This window comes from Enterovibrio litoreus (assembly GCF_045679545.1).
In the GTDB taxonomy this organism is placed as follows: domain Bacteria; phylum Pseudomonadota; class Gammaproteobacteria; order Enterobacterales; family Vibrionaceae; genus Enterovibrio.
In genome coordinates this window covers 217,480-235,855 of the sequence record NZ_CP166194.1, presented here as the reverse complement: position 1 = coordinate 235,855, position 18,376 = coordinate 217,480, and the positions used below count along the sequence as shown (strand labels likewise).

Below are 18,376 nucleotides of genomic sequence, written 5' to 3'. Positions count from 1 at the left end.
CTGTTGGTAATATTTCTCATTATCAAAAGAAAAATCTTTAAAAATAGAGAGTTAACCGTTTTCATAGAAAAGCATTTTTCACGTGTTAGAAACATAAAAAAACGAACAGTAACCAGCATTTAACAAGCACATTTCTTTTTCACTAACGACCAAGATCACACTTCCGAGGCTTAATTGGAAGTAGCAGCAGAAAGTCGGAACAAATACCCTTTCAGGTCAAATTTTGACGAATTTAAGTCTACTAAGATGGGAGGAGCTTTTCAGTTAGATGCACTGATTGCATCTCTATTTTTAACAATCCTCCGGAGGATAGCTGTGAAAACAATTACCACAGATATCGCTGTTATTGGCGCTGGCGGCGCTGGCCTTCGCGCCGCTATTGCTGCTGCTGAAGCAAACCCAGAACTAGAAATTTCATTGATTTCTAAGGTTTACCCGATGCGTTCCCACACGGTGGCCGCTGAGGGTGGCTCTGCCGCCGTCATCAAGGATGAGGATAGTCTCGACAACCACTTCAACGATACCGTTGGCGGTGGCGACTGGCTATGTGAACAGGATGTTGTTGAATATTTCGTTGAGAATGCCACTCGCGAAATGATCCAATTGGAACAATGGGGTTGCCCATGGAGTCGTAAGGAAAACGGCGACGTCAACGTACGTCGCTTTGGTGGCATGAAAGTAGAGCGCACATGGTTTGCTGCGGACAAAACTGGCTTCCATATGCTCCACACGCTCTTCCAAACATCAATCAAATATAAGCAAATCAAACGCCTAGACGAGTACTTCGTGGTTGACTTGCTGGTTGTTGACGGTGAAGCACAAGGTCTGATTGCCATTCACATGTCTGAAGGCGAACTGGTTTGCATCAAAGCTAAGTCAGTCATTCTGGCAACAGGCGGCGCGGGTCGTGTTTACAACTGCAACACAAATGGCGGCATTGTCACAGGGGATGGCATGGCAATGGCTTATCGCCATGGTGCTGCGCTACGTGATATGGAATTCGTTCAATATCACCCAACAGGCCTTCCAGGCACAGGTATTTTGATGACCGAAGGCTGTCGTGGTGAAGGCGGCATTATCGTCAACAAAAATGGCTACCGGTACCTGCAAGACTACGGCATGGGGCCAGAAACCCCTATCGGCCAGCCAAAGAACAAATACATGGAACTCGGCCCACGTGACAAAGTGTCGCAAGCATTCTGGCACGAGCAGCAAAAAGGCAACACCATCAAGCATGCGCTAGGTGATGTGGTTCTGCTGGATCTTCGCCACCTTGGCGAGGAGTACCTTAACGAGCGTCTGCCATTCATTTGCGAACTCGCAAAAGCGTACGTGAACGTTGACCCAGCTAAAGAGCCAATCCCAATTCGTCCGACCGCGCACTACACCATGGGTGGTATTGAAACCAACGGTAAGAACGAAACCGTAATCAAAGGTTTGTTCGCTGTGGGTGAGTGCTCATCTGTTGGCCTTCACGGTGCTAACCGCCTAGGCTCTAACTCTCTGGCAGAGTTGGTTGTGTTTGGACGTGTGGCTGGTGAAGGTGCTGTTGAACGTGCAAGCGAGTTTAATGGCTGGAATGACGACGAAATTGCGCGTCAGGTGAAAGCAGTTGAAGACCGTATCAGCGCGCTCATGAATCAAGAAGGTGATGAGAACTGGGCTGACATCCGAACTGAAATGGGTCACACCATGGAAGCGGGTTGCGGTATCTATCGTCGCGAAGATCTGATGCAGCAAACAATCGACAAATTGACCGAATTGAAAGAGCGCTACAAGCGCATTAGCATCAAAGACAAAGGCAAAGTGTTCAACACTGACCTTCTGTACGCGATAGAAGTGGGTTACGGCTTAGAAGTCGCAGAAGCCATGGCTCACTCTGCCATGATGCGTCGTGAATCTCGCGGTGCTCACCAGCGTCTAGATGATGGCTGCACCGAGCGTGATGACGTGAACTTCCTGAAGCACTCGCTGGCACTCTATAACCCAGACGGCGCGCCAACCATCAAATACGGTGACGTAAAAATCACCAAGTCTCAGCCAAAAGCACGCCTATACGGTGCGGCGGCAGAAGAAGCAGAAGCCGCTGCAAAGAAGGCTGAGAAAGAACAGAAGGAGCAGGCATAATGTCAGACAATCGCATTCAGAAAGTCAGCATTCTTCGCTACGATCCGGCGAAAGATGATGAACCTCGCCTGCAAACCTTTAACGTGCCTTTTGACGATACCATGTCGGTATTGGACGCCCTAGGCTACGTGAAAGATCATCTAGACAAAGAGCTGGCTTACCGTTGGTCTTGTCGTATGGCGATTTGTGGCTCATGCGGCATCATGGTAAACAACGTACCTAAGCTGGCTTGTAAAGCTTTCTTGCGTGACTACCCTGACGGCGTGACCATCGAGCCACTTGCAAACTTCCCGATCGAGAAAGATTTGATTGTAGACATGACGCCGTTCATTGAGCGTCTAGAAGCGATCAAGCCTTACATCATTGGCAACGGCCGCACACCGGAAGATGGTCCAAATAACCAAACGCCCGAACAAATGGCTCGCTACAAGCAATTTGCTGGCTGTATCAACTGTGGCCTTTGCTATGCAGCATGTCCTCAGTTTGGTTTGAACCCTGAGTTCATTGGCCCAGCGGCGCTGACGCTAGCTCATCGCTATAACCTCGACAGCCGTGACAGCGGTGCTCAGGAGCGTATGGCACTGATCAACGGTGAAAACGGCGCATGGGGTTGTACCTTTGTTGGCTATTGTTCTGAAGTGTGCCCAAAGAGCGTTGACCCTGCAGCTGCAGTCAACCAAGGCAAGATCGTATCCTCTCAGGACTTTGTGATTGCCATGCTCAAACCTGATGGTTCACCTAAGAAAGTGGAGGCATAAGGATGTCTAACCGTAAACCCTACGTTCGTGAAATGAAACGTACCTGGTGGAAGGATCACCCGTTCTACCGCATGTATATGCTGCGTGAAGCTACCGTATTGCCACTGATTTTCTTTACCTTGTTCTTAACCTTTGGCTTGGGCAGCTTGGTCGTGGGTGAAAGTGCATGGCAGAGCTGGTTGAGCTTTATGGCTAACCCTGTTGTCATCGCCATTAACATTGTGGCGCTGCTAGGTAGCTTATTCCATGCACAAACCTTCTTCAGCATGATGCCGCAAGTGATGCCAATTCGCATCGGTGGCAAAAAGGTAGATAAGAAAATCATTGTGCTGACCCAATGGGCCGCGGTTGCAGTAATTTCTGCCGTGATTTTGTTTTTGGTTTAACGCCATACAAGTGAGGAGATACAACGTGGTCGATTTGAATCCAAAACGTTCTGACGAACCAGTATGGTGGGGTCTATTTGGTGCTGGCGGCTCTTGGTTTGCGATGATCACGCCAGTGACGATTCTCGTGCTGGGTATTATGGCGCCACTCGGTATGCTCGATGCGGAAGCGCTGAGCTATGAGCGTGTAACAGGCTTTGTAACCAGCTTCATTGGCGCACTGTTTGTGATCGGTACTTTGTCTTTACCTATGTGGCATGCAATGCACCGCTTGCACCATGGTATGCACGACCTGAAGTTCCATACAGGAACCGCCGGAAAAGTGGCGTGCTATGCCACTGCATTCCTGATCAGCGCACTGTCTGTGATTTTTATCTTTATGATTTAATCCACTCAGTGAAATAAAAAAGCACCTTCGGGTGCTTTTTTTTCGCCTCTATAGCTAAAAACCAAAAAGCGCCCGAAAGGACGCTTTTCTCAATAAGCCAGAAATTACTTAACGCGGCTTACGTATTCGCCAGAACGAGTGTCGACTTTGATCACTTCGCCAATCTGGATGAACAGGGGTACACGTACCACGGCACCAGTGACCAAAGTCGCTGGTTTACCGCCAGTACCGGCAGTATCACCTTTCAGACCAGGATCGGTTTCGGTCACTTCCAGCTCAACAAAGTTTGGTGGCGTTACCGCAATAGGGTTACCATTCCAAAGCGTCAGAGTACAACGATCGTTCTCTTTCAGCCATTTGATGTTGTCGCCAACCGCTTTCTCATCGGCAGCGATCTGCTCGAATGATTCAGCGTTCATGAAGTGCCAGAACTCACCATCTGAGTAGAGGTAATCAAGCTCATGATCCATAACGTCAGCAGCTTCCACTGAGTCGCCAGACTTGAATGTTTTCTCAAGCACTTTGCCCGAAAGCAGCTTGCGGATCTTCACGCGGTTAAACGCTTGGCCTTTACCTGGTTTAACGAACTCGTTTTCGATAATGACACAAGGCTCGTTATCGAGCATAATTTTCATTCCGCCACGGAATTCATTGGTGCTAAAAGACGCCATGTCTATCCTCTAAACATCTTCGAAGTTGTCATAAATGCCGGACATAATAACCCGAAATGCCTCGCCTGTTGAGCAAAACTGGCTTAAAGAAATGGCAAATGCTGTCTCAGATCCTCAAATTCTTCTGCAACAGCTTGATATCGAGCCTGCTGCATGGAAGTCTGGCTTTGCTGCGCGTGAACTGTTTGCTCAGCGTGTGCCACACAGTTTCATTGATCGCATGGAAAAAGGTAACCCAAACGACCCACTTCTACGTCAAGTCCTTCCTCTTATGGATGAGTTTACGGATGTTGCAGGCTTTTCCACCGATCCTCTTGATGAACAGGGTAATTCGGTTCCAGGCCTACTGCACAAATACAAAAATCGTGTACTCATGATTGTAAAAGGAGGCTGCGCAATAAACTGTCGTTATTGCTTCCGTCGTCATTTCCCGTATGACGAAAATAAAGGTGGGAAGTCAATCTGGCGCGAAGCCATCACTTACTTACAACAACATCCTGAAGTCGATGAAGTGATCTTATCTGGTGGCGACCCACTAATGGCGAAGGACCATGAATTGGTATGGTTAGTCGATGCCATCGAATCTATTCCTCATGTAAAGCGGCTTCGCATTCACACTCGCTTACCCGTCGTCATTCCGTCACGAGTGACGTTAGCACTGACTCACCTACTTGCTCAGACTCGCCTCGATGTAGTGATAGTCACGCATATTAACCATGCCAATGAAATCAACAGCGAATTGATTTCGGCTATGGCGTTGCTAAAACAAGCTGGCGTCACGTTGCTTAATCAAGGTGTGTTACTGAGAGGCGTGAATGACTCCGTTGATGCACTTAAACACCTCAGCAATGCTCTATTTGATGCTGGAATTTTGCCCTACTACTTACACGTACTTGATAAGGTTAAGGGTGCTGCACATTTTCTCGTTGATGATGTAGAAGCGAAAAACCTGATGTCAGGGCTTATCAAAGAAGTCTCCGGCTATCTAGTCCCGCGCTTAACCCGAGAGATCGGTGGTCGCGATAGTAAAACACCGCTGGACCTGCACTTGGAGTAAGTGGTCTCCAACTAAAAAACCATTGCTTTGCAAATAGTTACAGGTAATGATGAAAAGACCTTCTGGCATGTATAACGGAGTGACTATGCCTGTAACTGTACGTCCTGTAGAGCCGCGAGATATCCCTGCAATCCAACAGCTTTACGCTTGCCCTAAAGCCCAAGCGGGCACCCTACAAATGCCATTTCCGACGCTCACAATGTGGGAGAAACGACTCGCTAACCTACCCGATGACACTTACTGCCTAGTTGCGGAACAAGATGGAAAAGTGATTGGTCAATTGGGTTTTGAAGCCAATCGCCGCGCACGCAGACGCCATGTAGGCGAGTTTGGCATGGCAGTGCACGATAAGTACACTGGAAAAGGTGTTGCCAGTGCGCTAATGTCAGCGATGATCGACTTAGCCGATAACTGGCTTAACCTGAGAAGAATAGAGCTCACCGTATACTGCGATAACGAGGCTGCGATTTCGTTATACAGTAAGTTTGGTTTCGGGGTGGAAGGACGCTTCTCCGAATACGCTTTTCGCAATGGCGAGTACGTGGATGCTTACCATATGGCCAGATTCAATCCCAGATCGCGAGATACAGCCTAAAACGCAAACACCCAGCCCAAGCTGGGTTCTTCGTTTAGTCATTCCACTCTAACTGGTGCAGATCGACCAGTTGGCCAACATCAATAAGCTCTACTTCATCACGTTCATTCAACCAGTCTTTAACTTTTACTCTATCCTGCTCGGTTGCTGAGCCATATCGAAGCGCTGAACCAATCACTAACTCAATTCTTGTTATCCCGCCGCCGCCAACCAGTAAAAGACGCGATTCAGAAAAGTTGGCAAATGATTCGATAAAGTCATCAAGCTCATCATCTTTGTCCGTATTGAGTTTCAGGGATACGACAAAACCAGATACGGCGAACTCATCGAGATATAGTTTTTTTCTTAATCGTTTAGAGCGTTGTTTAGGCATGAACAAAGAACCTCATTCAATCGGCGTCAAAACAGTGTAGGTGTGAGCGATTCGGTTGTCGGTATCAGTATTCAGAAAACCGAAAGTTACGCGAGAGGATGCGCACTTGATACAGAATAGCGAGATCGTTTGCTCTAAGAGCGAGTTTCCGCTTAGTCCTTATCGGGTTCACGATGTAGAGCATTTTCTCTACTACCCGGCTTTTAACGTTAAAACTGAATGCCCATAACATTATTCGGATTGATATTAATACGGGTTTTAAGTACTTGAAGTGCTTAATCCACATGCAAAAAAGCCCTGACCGTAAGGTCAGGGCTTTTTCTAAATTTGAAGCCTGGCGATGTCCTACTCTCACATGGGGAGACCCCACACTACCATCGGCGCTATTACGTTTCACTACTGAGTTCGGCATGGGATCAGGTGGGTCCATAATGCTATGGTCGCCAAGCAAATTTTGTTGTGTCCCCCGCTTGCGCGAAAAACAAAAATCTGAAGAAAATCTGACTAGCCTATCTCTCAATACACATTCAATGTTCTTATCTGAGTCCGCTAAAACCCCTTGGGTGTTGTATGGTTAAGCCTCACGGGCAATTAGTATCAGTTAGCTCAACGCCTCGCAGCGCTTACACACCTGACCTATCTACGTCGTAGTCTCCAACAACCCTTTAGGACACTTATAGTGTCAGGGATGACTCATCTCGAGGCTTGCTTCGCGCTTAGATGCTTTCAGCGCTTATCAATTCCGAACTTAGCTACCGGGCAATGCCACTGGCGTGACAACCCGAACACCAGAGGTTCGTCCACTCCGGTCCTCTCGTACTAGGAGCAGCCCCTCTCAATCATCCAACGCCCACGGCAGATAGGGACCGAACTGTCTCACGACGTTCTAAACCCAGCTCGCGTACCACTTTAAATGGCGAACAGCCATACCCTTGGGACCGACTTCAGCCCCAGGATGTGATGAGCCGACATCGAGGTGCCAAACACCGCCGTCGATATGAACTCTTGGGCGGTATCAGCCTGTTATCCCCGGAGTACCTTTTATCCGTTGAGCGATGGCCCTTCCATTCAGAACCACCGGATCACTATGACCTACTTTCGTACCTGCTCGAATTGTCATTCTCGCAGTCAAGCGGGCTTATGCCATTGCACTAACCTCACGATGTCCGACCGTGATTAGCCCACCTTCGTGCTCCTCCGTTACTCTTTGGGAGGAGACCGCCCCAGTCAAACTACCCACCAGGCACTGTCCGCAACCCCGATTAGGGGCCAACGTTAGAACATCAAGCATACAAGGGTGGTATTTCAAGATTGCCTCCACACATACTGGCGTACGTGCTTCTAAGGCTCCCACCTATCCTACACATGTAGGGTCAATGTTCAGTGCCAAGCTGTAGTAAAGGTTCACGGGGTCTTTCCGTCTAGCCGCGGGTACACAGCATCTTCACTGCGATTTCAATTTCACTGAGTCTCGGGTGGAGACAGCGTGGCCATCATTACGCCATTCGTGCAGGTCGGAACTTACCCGACAAGGAATTTCGCTACCTTAGGACCGTTATAGTTACGGCCGCCGTTTACCGGGGCTTCGATCAAGAGCTTCTCCGAAGATAACCCCATCAATTAACCTTCCGGCACCGGGCAGGCGTCACACCGTATACGTCATCTTTCGATTTTGCACAGTGCTATGTTTTTAATAAACAGTTGCAGCCACCTGGTATCTGCGACTGCCTCTAGCTCCATCCGCAAGGGACTTCACCGGAGGCAGCGTACCTTCTCCCGAAGTTACGGTACCATTTTGCCTAGTTCCTTCACCCGAGTTCTCTCAAGCGCCTTGGTATTCTCTACCCGACCACCTGTGTCGGTTTGGGGTACGATTGCTTATAACCTGAAGCTTAGAGGCTTTTCCCGGAAGCATGGCATCAATGACTTCATCACCGTAGTGACTCGACATCGTGTCTCAGTGTTAACAGCGTCCCGGATTTACCTAAGACACCCACCTACGCACTTGAACTTGGACAACCGTCGCCAAGCTCACCTAGCCTTCTCCGTCCCCCCATCGCAGTTATAAGCAGTACGGGAATATTAACCCGTTTCCCATCGACTACGCCTTTCGGCCTCGCCTTAGGGGTCGACTTACCCTGCCCCGATTAACGTTGGACAGGAACCCTTGGTCTTCCGGCGAGGAGGTTTTTCACCCCCTTTATCGTTACTCATGTCAGCATTCGCACTTCTGATACCTCCAGCAAACCTTACAGTTCACCTTCAACGGCTTACAGAACGCTCCCCTACCCAACAACTCCGAAGAGTTGATGCCGCAGCTTCGGTGTATCGCTTAGCCCCGTTACATCTTCCGCGCAGGCCGACTCGACCAGTGAGCTATTACGCTTTCTTTAAATGATGGCTGCTTCTAAGCCAACATCCTGGCTGTCTGAGCCTTCCCACATCGTTTCCCACTTAGCGATAACTTTGGGACCTTAGCTGGCGGTCTGGGTTGTTTCCCTCTCCACGACGGACGTTAGCACCCGCCGTGTGTCTCCCGGATAGTACTTACTGGTATTCGGAGTTTGCAAAGGGTTGGTAAGTCGGGATGACCCCCTAGCCTTAACAGTGCTCTACCCCCAGTAGTATTCGTCCGAGGCGCTACCTAAATAGCTTTCGGGGAGAACCAGCTATCTCCGAGTTTGATTGGCCTTTCACCCCTAGCCACAAGTCATCCGCTAATTTTTCAACATTAGTCGGTTCGGTCCTCCAATTGATGTTACTCAATCTTCAACCTGCCCATGGCTAGATCACTCGGTTTCGGGTCTACTCCTAGCAACTCATTCGCCCAGTTAAGACTCGGTTTCCCTACGGCTCCCCTATTCGGTTAACCTTGCTACTAAAAGTAAGTCGCTGACCCATTATACAAAAGGTACGCAGTCACCCCACGAAGAGGCTCCCACTGCTTGTACGTACACGGTTTCAGGTTCTATTTCACTCCCCTCACAGGGGTTCTTTTCGCCTTTCCCTCACGGTACTGGTTCACTATCGGTCAGTCAGGAGTATTTAGCCTTGGAGGATGGTCCCCCCATGTTCAGACAGGATACCACGTGTCCCGTCCTACTCGTTTTCACGATAAAAGCATTGTCGTGTACGGGGCTATCACCCTGTATCGCTACCCTTTCCAGGGTATTCCACTAACACTTAAACCGCTTAAGGGCTAATCCGGGGTCGCTCGCCGCTACTGCCGGAATCTCAATTGATTTCTTTTCCTTCGGGTACTTAGATGTTTCAGTTCCCCGAGTTCGCCTCATACAGCTATGTATTCACTGCATGATACGTGCTTATGCACGTGGGTTTCCCCATTCGGAAATCGTAGACTCAAGTGGCTGTTACTGCCTTATCTACGCTTATCGCAAGTTACTACGTCCTTCATCGCCTCTGACTGCCAAGGCATCCACCGTGTACGCTTAGTCACTTAACCATACAACCCCAAGAGGTCTTTATGTATGGCAAACAACCAAGGTTGTTCCTAAGAACATGCTCAACTTACGTTGAACGGTTTTTCGCCGGACTCAAATATGTTCATTCCTCTCTAAGAGAAGAATGAAACCAAGAACACTTGAATGTGTTTGGTGTCAATTCCGAAGAATTAACGTTTTGAGAACTTTTGTTTCGTTACCTCTCGGGTAGAGAGATAAGAAACAGATTTCAATTTAATCCTTCTTTTTTCAAAGAAGAAGTAAATCTACTAGTCAGCTTTCCAGATTTTTAAAGAGCAAAGTGATATATCTCTGAGACAGAGATGTCCACTTTCTAAAGACACTCGTGAGAATGTTTTTAAAGAGTGGTGGAGCTATGCGGGATCGAACCGCAGACCTCCTGCGTGCAAGGCAGGCGCTCTCCCAGCTGAGCTATAGCCCCATGATATTTTAATTCTCTCATGAGAAAGAATGGTGGGCGATACCGGGCTCGAACCAGTGACCCCCTCCTTGTAAGGGAGGTGCTCTCCCAACTGAGCTAATCGCCCACAATGTTCATTTTCACCTTTGAAAAGGCAAAATCTAAACGCGTTTTACATCACCTGTGGAGGAGATGGTGGGTCGTGTAGGATTCGAACCTACGACCAATTGATTAAAAGTCAACTGCTCTACCAACTGAGCTAACGACCCGTGGCGTCCCATAGGGGAGTCGAACCCCTGTTACCGCCGTGAAAGGGCGGTGTCCTAGGCCTCTAGACGAATGGGACACTTTGCTTGTTTGGCATTTGGGATGCCAAACCACTCTTTACTTTTTCAACCTATACAATTTGTGTGAGCACTTGCATCAATAGTATCGTTAAGGAGGTGATCCAGCCCCAGGTTCCCCTAGGGCTACCTTGTTACGACTTCACCCCAGTCATGAACCACACCGTGGTAAACGCCCTCCCGAAGGTTAAGCTATCTACTTCTGGTGCAGCCCACTCCCATGGTGTGACGGGCGGTGTGTACAAGGCCCGGGAACGTATTCACCGTGGCATTCTGATCCACGATTACTAGCGATTCCGACTTCACGGAGTCGAGTTGCAGACTCCGATCCGGACTACGACGTACTTTCTGGGATTCGCTCCACCTCGCGGCCTCGCTGCCCTCTGTATACGCCATTGTAGCACGTGTGTAGCCCTACTCGTAAGGGCCATGATGACTTGACGTCGTCCCCACCTTCCTCCGGTTTATCACCGGCAGTCTCCCTGGAGTTCCCACCATGACGTGCTGGCAAACAAGGATAAGGGTTGCGCTCGTTGCGGGACTTAACCCAACATTTCACAACACGAGCTGACGACAGCCATGCAGCACCTGTCTCACAGTTCCCGAAGGCACAAGTCCATCTCTGGTCTCTTCTGTGGATGTCAAGAGTAGGTAAGGTTCTTCGCGTTGCATCGAATTAAACCACATGCTCCACCGCTTGTGCGGGCCCCCGTCAATTCATTTGAGTTTTAATCTTGCGACCGTACTCCCCAGGCGGTCTACTTAACGCGTTAGCTCCGAAAGCCACGACTCTAGGTCACAACCTCCAAGTAGACATCGTTTACAGCGTGGACTACCAGGGTATCTAATCCTGTTTGCTCCCCACGCTTTCGCATCTGAGCGTCAGTCTTTGTCCAGGGGGCCGCCTTCGCCACCGGTATTCCTTCAGATCTCTACGCATTTCACCGCTACACCTGAAATTCTACCCCCCTCTACAAGACTCTAGCCTGCCAGTTCAAAATGCGGTTCCCAGGTTGAGCCCGGGGCTTTCACATCTTGCTTAACAAACCGCCTGCATGCGCTTTACGCCCAGTAATTCCGATTAACGCTCGCACCCTCCGTATTACCGCGGCTGCTGGCACGGAGTTAGCCGGTGCTTCTTCTGCAGCTAACGTCAAATTAATACGCTATTAACGTACCAACCTTCCTCACTGCTGAAAGTGCTTTACAACCCGAAGGCCTTCTTCACACACGCGGCATGGCTGCATCAGGCTTGCGCCCATTGTGCAATATTCCCCACTGCTGCCTCCCGTAGGAGTCTGGACCGTGTCTCAGTTCCAGTGTGGCTGATCATCCTCTCAAACCAGCTAGGGATCGTCGCCTTGGTGAGCCATTACCTCACCAACTAGCTAATCCCAACTGGGCCCATCCCGACGCGAGAGGTCCGAAGATCCCCCTCTTTGGTCCGTAGACATCATGCGGTATTAGCAGTCGTTTCCAACTGTTATCCCCCACGTCAGGGCAGGTTCCCAGCCATTACTCACCCGTCCGCCGCTCGTCATCTTCAAAAGCAAGCTCTTGAAATGTTACCGCTCGACTTGCATGTGTTAGGCCTGCCGCCAGCGTTCAATCTGAGCCATGATCAAACTCTTCAATTAGAATTTTGTTGTCACTCGAAAGTGACGCTCAATGAATACTGAATTACTTATTTGCCCTAAGGCAAATCTGCATTGACTGTGTTGATAGTGTTACTCCGAAGAGCTCAACCATCTTAGGTCACTCAGTTCATTGATAAATCTTATGCCTATCAAATACGAGTGCCCACACAGATTGTATAGGTCAAATTGTTAAAGAACGTTGACTTTCAATGCGTTGGCGCGTTGCGCTTCAGCAAGTCAGGCCGCGTATAATACGCGATTCTGATGTTCAGTCAAGAAAAAACTTTCATCTTTTTTCATCCGAAGATGACGTATAAAAATCTTTTCTTAACGTCGCTCACATTACAATCAGTCGGAGCGAAATAAAAGCCCGTTCGCTTGAACGGGCTCTCATTCAAATTTGAAGCCTGGCGATGTCCTACTCTCACATGGGGAGACCCCACACTACCATCGGCGCTATTACGTTTCACTACTGAGTTCGGCATGGGATCAGGTGGGTCCATAATGCTATGGTCGCCAAGCAAATTTTGTTGTGTCCCCCGCTTGCGCGAAAAACAAAAATCTGAAGAAAATCTGACTAGCCTATCTCTCAATACACATTCAATGTTCTTATCTGAGTCCGCTAAAACCCCTTGGGTGTTGTATGGTTAAGCCTCACGGGCAATTAGTATCAGTTAGCTCAACGCCTCGCAGCGCTTACACACCTGACCTATCTACGTCGTAGTCTCCAACAACCCTTTAGGACACTTATAGTGTCAGGGATGACTCATCTCGAGGCTTGCTTCGCGCTTAGATGCTTTCAGCGCTTATCAATTCCGAACTTAGCTACCGGGCAATGCCACTGGCGTGACAACCCGAACACCAGAGGTTCGTCCACTCCGGTCCTCTCGTACTAGGAGCAGCCCCTCTCAATCATCCAACGCCCACGGCAGATAGGGACCGAACTGTCTCACGACGTTCTAAACCCAGCTCGCGTACCACTTTAAATGGCGAACAGCCATACCCTTGGGACCGACTTCAGCCCCAGGATGTGATGAGCCGACATCGAGGTGCCAAACACCGCCGTCGATATGAACTCTTGGGCGGTATCAGCCTGTTATCCCCGGAGTACCTTTTATCCGTTGAGCGATGGCCCTTCCATTCAGAACCACCGGATCACTATGACCTACTTTCGTACCTGCTCGAATTGTCATTCTCGCAGTCAAGCGGGCTTATGCCATTGCACTAACCTCACGATGTCCGACCGTGATTAGCCCACCTTCGTGCTCCTCCGTTACTCTTTGGGAGGAGACCGCCCCAGTCAAACTACCCACCAGGCACTGTCCGCAACCCCGATTAGGGGCCAACGTTAGAACATCAAGCATACAAGGGTGGTATTTCAAGATTGCCTCCACACATACTGGCGTACGTGCTTCTAAGGCTCCCACCTATCCTACACATGTAGGGTCAATGTTCAGTGCCAAGCTGTAGTAAAGGTTCACGGGGTCTTTCCGTCTAGCCGCGGGTACACAGCATCTTCACTGCGATTTCAATTTCACTGAGTCTCGGGTGGAGACAGCGTGGCCATCATTACGCCATTCGTGCAGGTCGGAACTTACCCGACAAGGAATTTCGCTACCTTAGGACCGTTATAGTTACGGCCGCCGTTTACCGGGGCTTCGATCAAGAGCTTCTCCGAAGATAACCCCATCAATTAACCTTCCGGCACCGGGCAGGCGTCACACCGTATACGTCATCTTTCGATTTTGCACAGTGCTATGTTTTTAATAAACAGTTGCAGCCACCTGGTATCTGCGACTGCCTCTAGCTCCATCCGCAAGGGACTTCACCGGAGGCAGCGTACCTTCTCCCGAAGTTACGGTACCATTTTGCCTAGTTCCTTCACCCGAGTTCTCTCAAGCGCCTTGGTATTCTCTACCCGACCACCTGTGTCGGTTTGGGGTACGATTGCTTATAACCTGAAGCTTAGAGGCTTTTCCCGGAAGCATGGCATCAATGACTTCATCACCGTAGTGACTCGACATCGTGTCTCAGTGTTAACAGCGTCCCGGATTTACCTAAGACACCCACCTACGCACTTGAACTTGGACAACCGTCGCCAAGCTCACCTAGCCTTCTCCGTCCCCCCATCGCAGTTATAAGCAGTACGGGAATATTAACCCGTTTCCCATCGACTACGCCTTTCGGCCTCGCCTTAGGGGTCGACTTACCCTGCCCCGATTAACGTTGGACAGGAACCCTTGGTCTTCCGGCGAGGAGGTTTTTCACCCCCTTTATCGTTACTCATGTCAGCATTCGCACTTCTGATACCTCCAGCAAACCTTACAGTTCACCTTCAACGGCTTACAGAACGCTCCCCTACCCAACAACTCCGAAGAGTTGATGCCGCAGCTTCGGTGTATCGCTTAGCCCCGTTACATCTTCCGCGCAGGCCGACTCGACCAGTGAGCTATTACGCTTTCTTTAAATGATGGCTGCTTCTAAGCCAACATCCTGGCTGTCTGAGCCTTCCCACATCGTTTCCCACTTAGCGATAACTTTGGGACCTTAGCTGGCGGTCTGGGTTGTTTCCCTCTCCACGACGGACGTTAGCACCCGCCGTGTGTCTCCCGGATAGTACTTACTGGTATTCGGAGTTTGCAAAGGGTTGGTAAGTCGGGATGACCCCCTAGCCTTAACAGTGCTCTACCCCCAGTAGTATTCGTCCGAGGCGCTACCTAAATAGCTTTCGGGGAGAACCAGCTATCTCCGAGTTTGATTGGCCTTTCACCCCTAGCCACAAGTCATCCGCTAATTTTTCAACATTAGTCGGTTCGGTCCTCCAATTGATGTTACTCAATCTTCAACCTGCCCATGGCTAGATCACTCGGTTTCGGGTCTACTCCTAGCAACTCATTCGCCCAGTTAAGACTCGGTTTCCCTACGGCTCCCCTATTCGGTTAACCTTGCTACTAAAAGTAAGTCGCTGACCCATTATACAAAAGGTACGCAGTCACCCCACGAAGAGGCTCCCACTGCTTGTACGTACACGGTTTCAGGTTCTATTTCACTCCCCTCACAGGGGTTCTTTTCGCCTTTCCCTCACGGTACTGGTTCACTATCGGTCAGTCAGGAGTATTTAGCCTTGGAGGATGGTCCCCCCATGTTCAGACAGGATACCACGTGTCCCGTCCTACTCGTTTTCACGATAAAAGCATTGTCGTGTACGGGGCTATCACCCTGTATCGCTACCCTTTCCAGGGTATTCCACTAACACTTAAACCGCTTAAGGGCTAATCCGGGGTCGCTCGCCGCTACTGCCGGAATCTCAATTGATTTCTTTTCCTTCGGGTACTTAGATGTTTCAGTTCCCCGAGTTCGCCTCATACAGCTATGTATTCACTGCATGATACGTGCTTATGCACGTGGGTTTCCCCATTCGGAAATCGTAGACTCAAGTGGCTGTTACTGCCTTATCTACGCTTATCGCAAGTTACTACGTCCTTCATCGCCTCTGACTGCCAAGGCATCCACCGTGTACGCTTAGTCACTTAACCATACAACCCCAAGAGGTCTTGTGTATGGCAAACAACCAAGGTTGTTCCTAAGAACATGCTCAACTTACGTTGAACGGTTTTTCGCCGGACTCAAATATGTTCATCCCTCTCTAAGAGAAGAATGAAACCAAGAACACTTGAATGTGTTTGGTGTCAATTCCGAAGAATTAACGTTTTGAGAACTTTTGTTTCGTTACCTCTCGGGTAGAGAGATAAGAAACAGATTTCAATTTAATCCTTCTTTTTTCAAAGAAGAAGTAAATCTACTAGTCAGCTTTCCAGATTTTTAAAGAGCTATGATGTTCTTTCGAATCACCACTTTCTAATCACACTCAGAAAATGTGTTTAATAAGTGGCGTCCCATAGGGGAGTCGAACCCCTGTTACCGCCGTGAAAGGGCGGTGTCCTAGGCCTCTAGACGAATGGGACACTTTGCTTGTTTGGCATTTGGGATGCCAAACCACTCTTTACTTTTTCAACCTATACAATTTGTGTGAGCACTTGCATCAATAGTATCGTTAAGGAGGTGATCCAGCCCCAGGTTCCCCTAGGGCTACCTTGTTACGACTTCACCCCAGTCATGAACCACACCGTGGTAAACGCCCTCCCGAAGGTTAAGCTATCTACTTCTGGTGCAGCCCACTCCCATGGTGTGACGGGCGGTGTGTACAAGGCCCGGGAACGTATTCACCGTGGCATTCTGATCCACGATTACTAGCGATTCCGACTTCACGGAGTCGAGTTGCAGACTCCGATCCGGACTACGACGTACTTTCTGGGATTCGCTCCACCTCGCGGCCTCGCTGCCCTCTGTATACGCCATTGTAGCACGTGTGTAGCCCTACTCGTAAGGGCCATGATGACTTGACGTCGTCCCCACCTTCCTCCGGTTTATCACCGGCAGTCTCCCTGGAGTTCCCACCATGACGTGCTGGCAAACAAGGATAAGGGTTGCGCTCGTTGCGGGACTTAACCCAACATTTCACAACACGAGCTGACGACAGCCATGCAGCACCTGTCTCACAGTTCCCGAAGGCACAAGTCCATCTCTGGTCTCTTCTGTGGATGTCAAGAGTAGGTAAGGTTCTTCGCGTTGCATCGAATTAAACCACATGCTCCACCGCTTGTGCGGGCCCCCGTCAATTCATTTGAGTTTTAATCTTGCGACCGTACTCCCCAGGCGGTCTACTTAACGCGTTAGCTCCGAAAGCCACGACTCTAGGTCACAACCTCCAAGTAGACATCGTTTACAGCGTGGACTACCAGGGTATCTAATCCTGTTTGCTCCCCACGCTTTCGCATCTGAGCGTCAGTCTTTGTCCAGGGGGCCGCCTTCGCCACCGGTATTCCTTCAGATCTCTACGCATTTCACCGCTACACCTGAAATTCTACCCCCCTCTACAAGACTCTAGCCTGCCAGTTCAAAATGCGGTTCCCAGGTTGAGCCCGGGGCTTTCACATCTTGCTTAACAAACCGCCTGCATGCGCTTTACGCCCAGTAATTCCGATTAACGCTCGCACCCTCCGTATTACCGCGGCTGCTGGCACGGAGTTAGCCGGTGCTTCTTCTGCAGCTAACGTCAAATTAATACGCTATTAACGTACTAACCTTCCTCACTGCTGAAAGTGCTTTACAACCCGAAGGCCTTCTTCACACACGCGGCATGGCTGCATCAGGCTTGCGCCCATTGTGCAATATTCCCCACTGCTGCCTCCCGTAGGAGTCTGGACCGTGTCTCAGTTCCAGTGTGGCTGATCATCCTCTCAAACCAGCTAGGGATCGTCGCCTTGGTGAGCCATTACCTCACCAACTAGCTAATCCCAACTGGGCCCATCCCGACGCGAGAGGTCCGAAGATCCCCCTCTTTGGTCCGTAGACATCATGCGGTATTAGCAGTCGTTTCCAACTGTTATCCCCCACGTCAGGGCAGGTTCCCAGCCATTACTCACCCGTCCGCCGCTCGTCATCTTCAAAAGCAAGCTTTTGAAATGTTACCGCTCGACTTGCATGTGTTAGGCCTGCCGCCAGCGTTCAATCTGAGCCATGATCAAACTCTTCAATTAGAATTTTGTTGTCACTCGAAAGTGACGCTCAATGAATACTGAATTACTTTTTTGCCCTAAGGCAAATCTGCATTGACTGTGTTGATAGTGTTACTCCGAAGAGCTCAACCATCTTAGGTCACTCAGTTCATTGATAAATCTTATGTCTATCAAATACGAGTGCCCACACAGATTGTATAGGTCAAATTGTTAAAGAACGTTGACTTGGTCACTGGCTGAAATCGCCGTGTTCCGTGTCGATGGGGCGCAGTATAGGGACTTCAGAAAATGACGCAAGTAGTTTTATGAAAAAAATCACACTTTCGATGCCAAATGTCTATATAACACCCAAAAAGGCCACTTTTGATTAAAAAATACACAACCATCACGACGATCTTGATAGATCAAGGTCTAGAAAGTTGATCATTGCTTCAATCTGATTTCGTTTATTTGACGAGTTTGTGACCAGAAGACTATTGAGTAAAGCACAGTTCGCGGGTTCTGCACGGAAATATTTCTGAGACAAATATCTTTCAAGGCCAGTAAAAATGCAGATCTTTAGGGTTTAGTGTAAAAAAC

The 18,376-nt window shown here is 49.3% G+C and carries 8 protein-coding genes, 5 tRNA genes and 6 rRNA genes; 6 read left to right on the top strand and 13 right to left on the bottom strand.

Features of this window, described 5'->3' with window-relative positions:
• Window positions 1-315: 315 nt before the first annotated feature.
• The 4 genes from frdA to frdD are packed head-to-tail and all read left to right on the top strand — an operon-like array spanning window position 316 to window position 3,659.
• Complete coding sequence (gene frdA, locus AB8599_RS01095) at window positions 316-2,127, top strand: fumarate reductase (quinol) flavoprotein subunit (protein ID WP_407331981.1); 1,812 nt, start codon at window positions 316-318, stop codon at window positions 2,125-2,127.
• On the top strand, window positions 2,127-2,885 hold the full coding sequence (locus AB8599_RS01090; RefSeq protein ID WP_407331980.1) for a succinate dehydrogenase/fumarate reductase iron-sulfur subunit: 759 nt from the start codon (window positions 2,127-2,129) through the stop codon (window positions 2,883-2,885). The genes frdA and AB8599_RS01090 overlap by 1 nt, the downstream gene beginning before the upstream one ends.
• Window positions 2,886-2,887: 2 nt before the next feature.
• Complete coding sequence (gene frdC / locus AB8599_RS01085; protein ID WP_407331979.1) at window positions 2,888-3,271, top strand: fumarate reductase subunit FrdC; 384 nt, start codon at window positions 2,888-2,890, stop codon at window positions 3,269-3,271.
• Between the two features lie 25 nt (window positions 3,272-3,296).
• A complete protein-coding gene (gene frdD / locus AB8599_RS01080; RefSeq protein ID WP_407331978.1) occupies window positions 3,297-3,659 on the top strand; it encodes a fumarate reductase subunit FrdD in 363 nt (120 codons plus the stop codon).
• Window positions 3,660-3,763: 104 nt separating this feature from the next.
• Here frdD and efp read toward each other — a convergent pair whose 3' ends face one another.
• A complete protein-coding gene (efp, locus tag AB8599_RS01075; protein ID WP_016959130.1) occupies window positions 3,764-4,330 on the bottom strand; it encodes an elongation factor P in 567 nt (188 codons plus the stop codon).
• Window positions 4,331-4,364: 34 nt separating this feature from the next.
• Between efp and epmB the strand changes: the two genes are divergently transcribed.
• Window positions 4,365-5,387, top strand: a complete 1,023-nt coding sequence (gene epmB / locus AB8599_RS01070) for an EF-P beta-lysylation protein EpmB (RefSeq protein ID WP_407331977.1) — start codon at window positions 4,365-4,367, stop codon at window positions 5,385-5,387.
• Window positions 5,388-5,472: 85 nt separating this feature from the next.
• The gene (locus tag AB8599_RS01065) at window positions 5,473-5,982 is read left to right on the top strand and encodes a GNAT family N-acetyltransferase (RefSeq protein ID WP_407331976.1); all 510 of its coding nucleotides are present in this window, start codon (window positions 5,473-5,475) and stop codon (window positions 5,980-5,982) included.
• Between the two features lie 34 nt (window positions 5,983-6,016).
• Here AB8599_RS01065 and AB8599_RS01060 read toward each other — a convergent pair whose 3' ends face one another.
• From AB8599_RS01060 to AB8599_RS01005, 12 genes are all read right to left on the bottom strand, one after another.
• Entirely contained in the window at window positions 6,017-6,355 is a 339-nt protein-coding gene (locus tag AB8599_RS01060; RefSeq protein WP_407331975.1) for a 50S ribosome-binding protein YggL, read from the bottom strand.
• 332 nt (window positions 6,356-6,687) lie between these two features.
• Window positions 6,688-6,803 (bottom strand): 5S ribosomal RNA (rrf, locus tag AB8599_RS01055).
• A 122-nt stretch (window positions 6,804-6,925) separates the two neighbouring features.
• A 23S ribosomal RNA gene (locus AB8599_RS01050) occupies window positions 6,926-9,818 on the bottom strand.
• 364 nt (window positions 9,819-10,182) lie between these two features.
• Window positions 10,183-10,258: transfer RNA gene (locus tag AB8599_RS01045), tRNA-Ala, on the bottom strand.
• A 30-nt stretch (window positions 10,259-10,288) separates the two neighbouring features.
• Window positions 10,289-10,364 (bottom strand) — tRNA-Val (locus tag AB8599_RS01040).
• Window positions 10,365-10,430: 66 nt separating this feature from the next.
• Window positions 10,431-10,506 (bottom strand) — tRNA-Lys (locus tag AB8599_RS01035).
• A gap of 1 nt (window position 10,507) precedes the next feature.
• Window positions 10,508-10,583, bottom strand: a tRNA-Glu gene (locus tag AB8599_RS01030).
• Between the two features lie 90 nt (window positions 10,584-10,673).
• Window positions 10,674-12,218, bottom strand: a 16S ribosomal RNA gene (locus tag AB8599_RS01025).
• A 405-nt stretch (window positions 12,219-12,623) separates the two neighbouring features.
• Window positions 12,624-12,739 (bottom strand): 5S ribosomal RNA (rrf, locus tag AB8599_RS01020).
• A gap of 122 nt (window positions 12,740-12,861) precedes the next feature.
• A 23S ribosomal RNA gene (locus AB8599_RS01015) occupies window positions 12,862-15,754 on the bottom strand.
• Window positions 15,755-16,107: 353 nt separating this feature from the next.
• Window positions 16,108-16,183: transfer RNA gene (locus AB8599_RS01010), tRNA-Glu, on the bottom strand.
• A gap of 90 nt (window positions 16,184-16,273) precedes the next feature.
• A 16S ribosomal RNA gene (locus AB8599_RS01005) occupies window positions 16,274-17,818 on the bottom strand.
• The 16S, 23S and 5S rRNA genes sit together here with 5 tRNA genes alongside, the layout of an rRNA operon.
• Window positions 17,819-18,376: the final 558 nt, after the last annotated feature.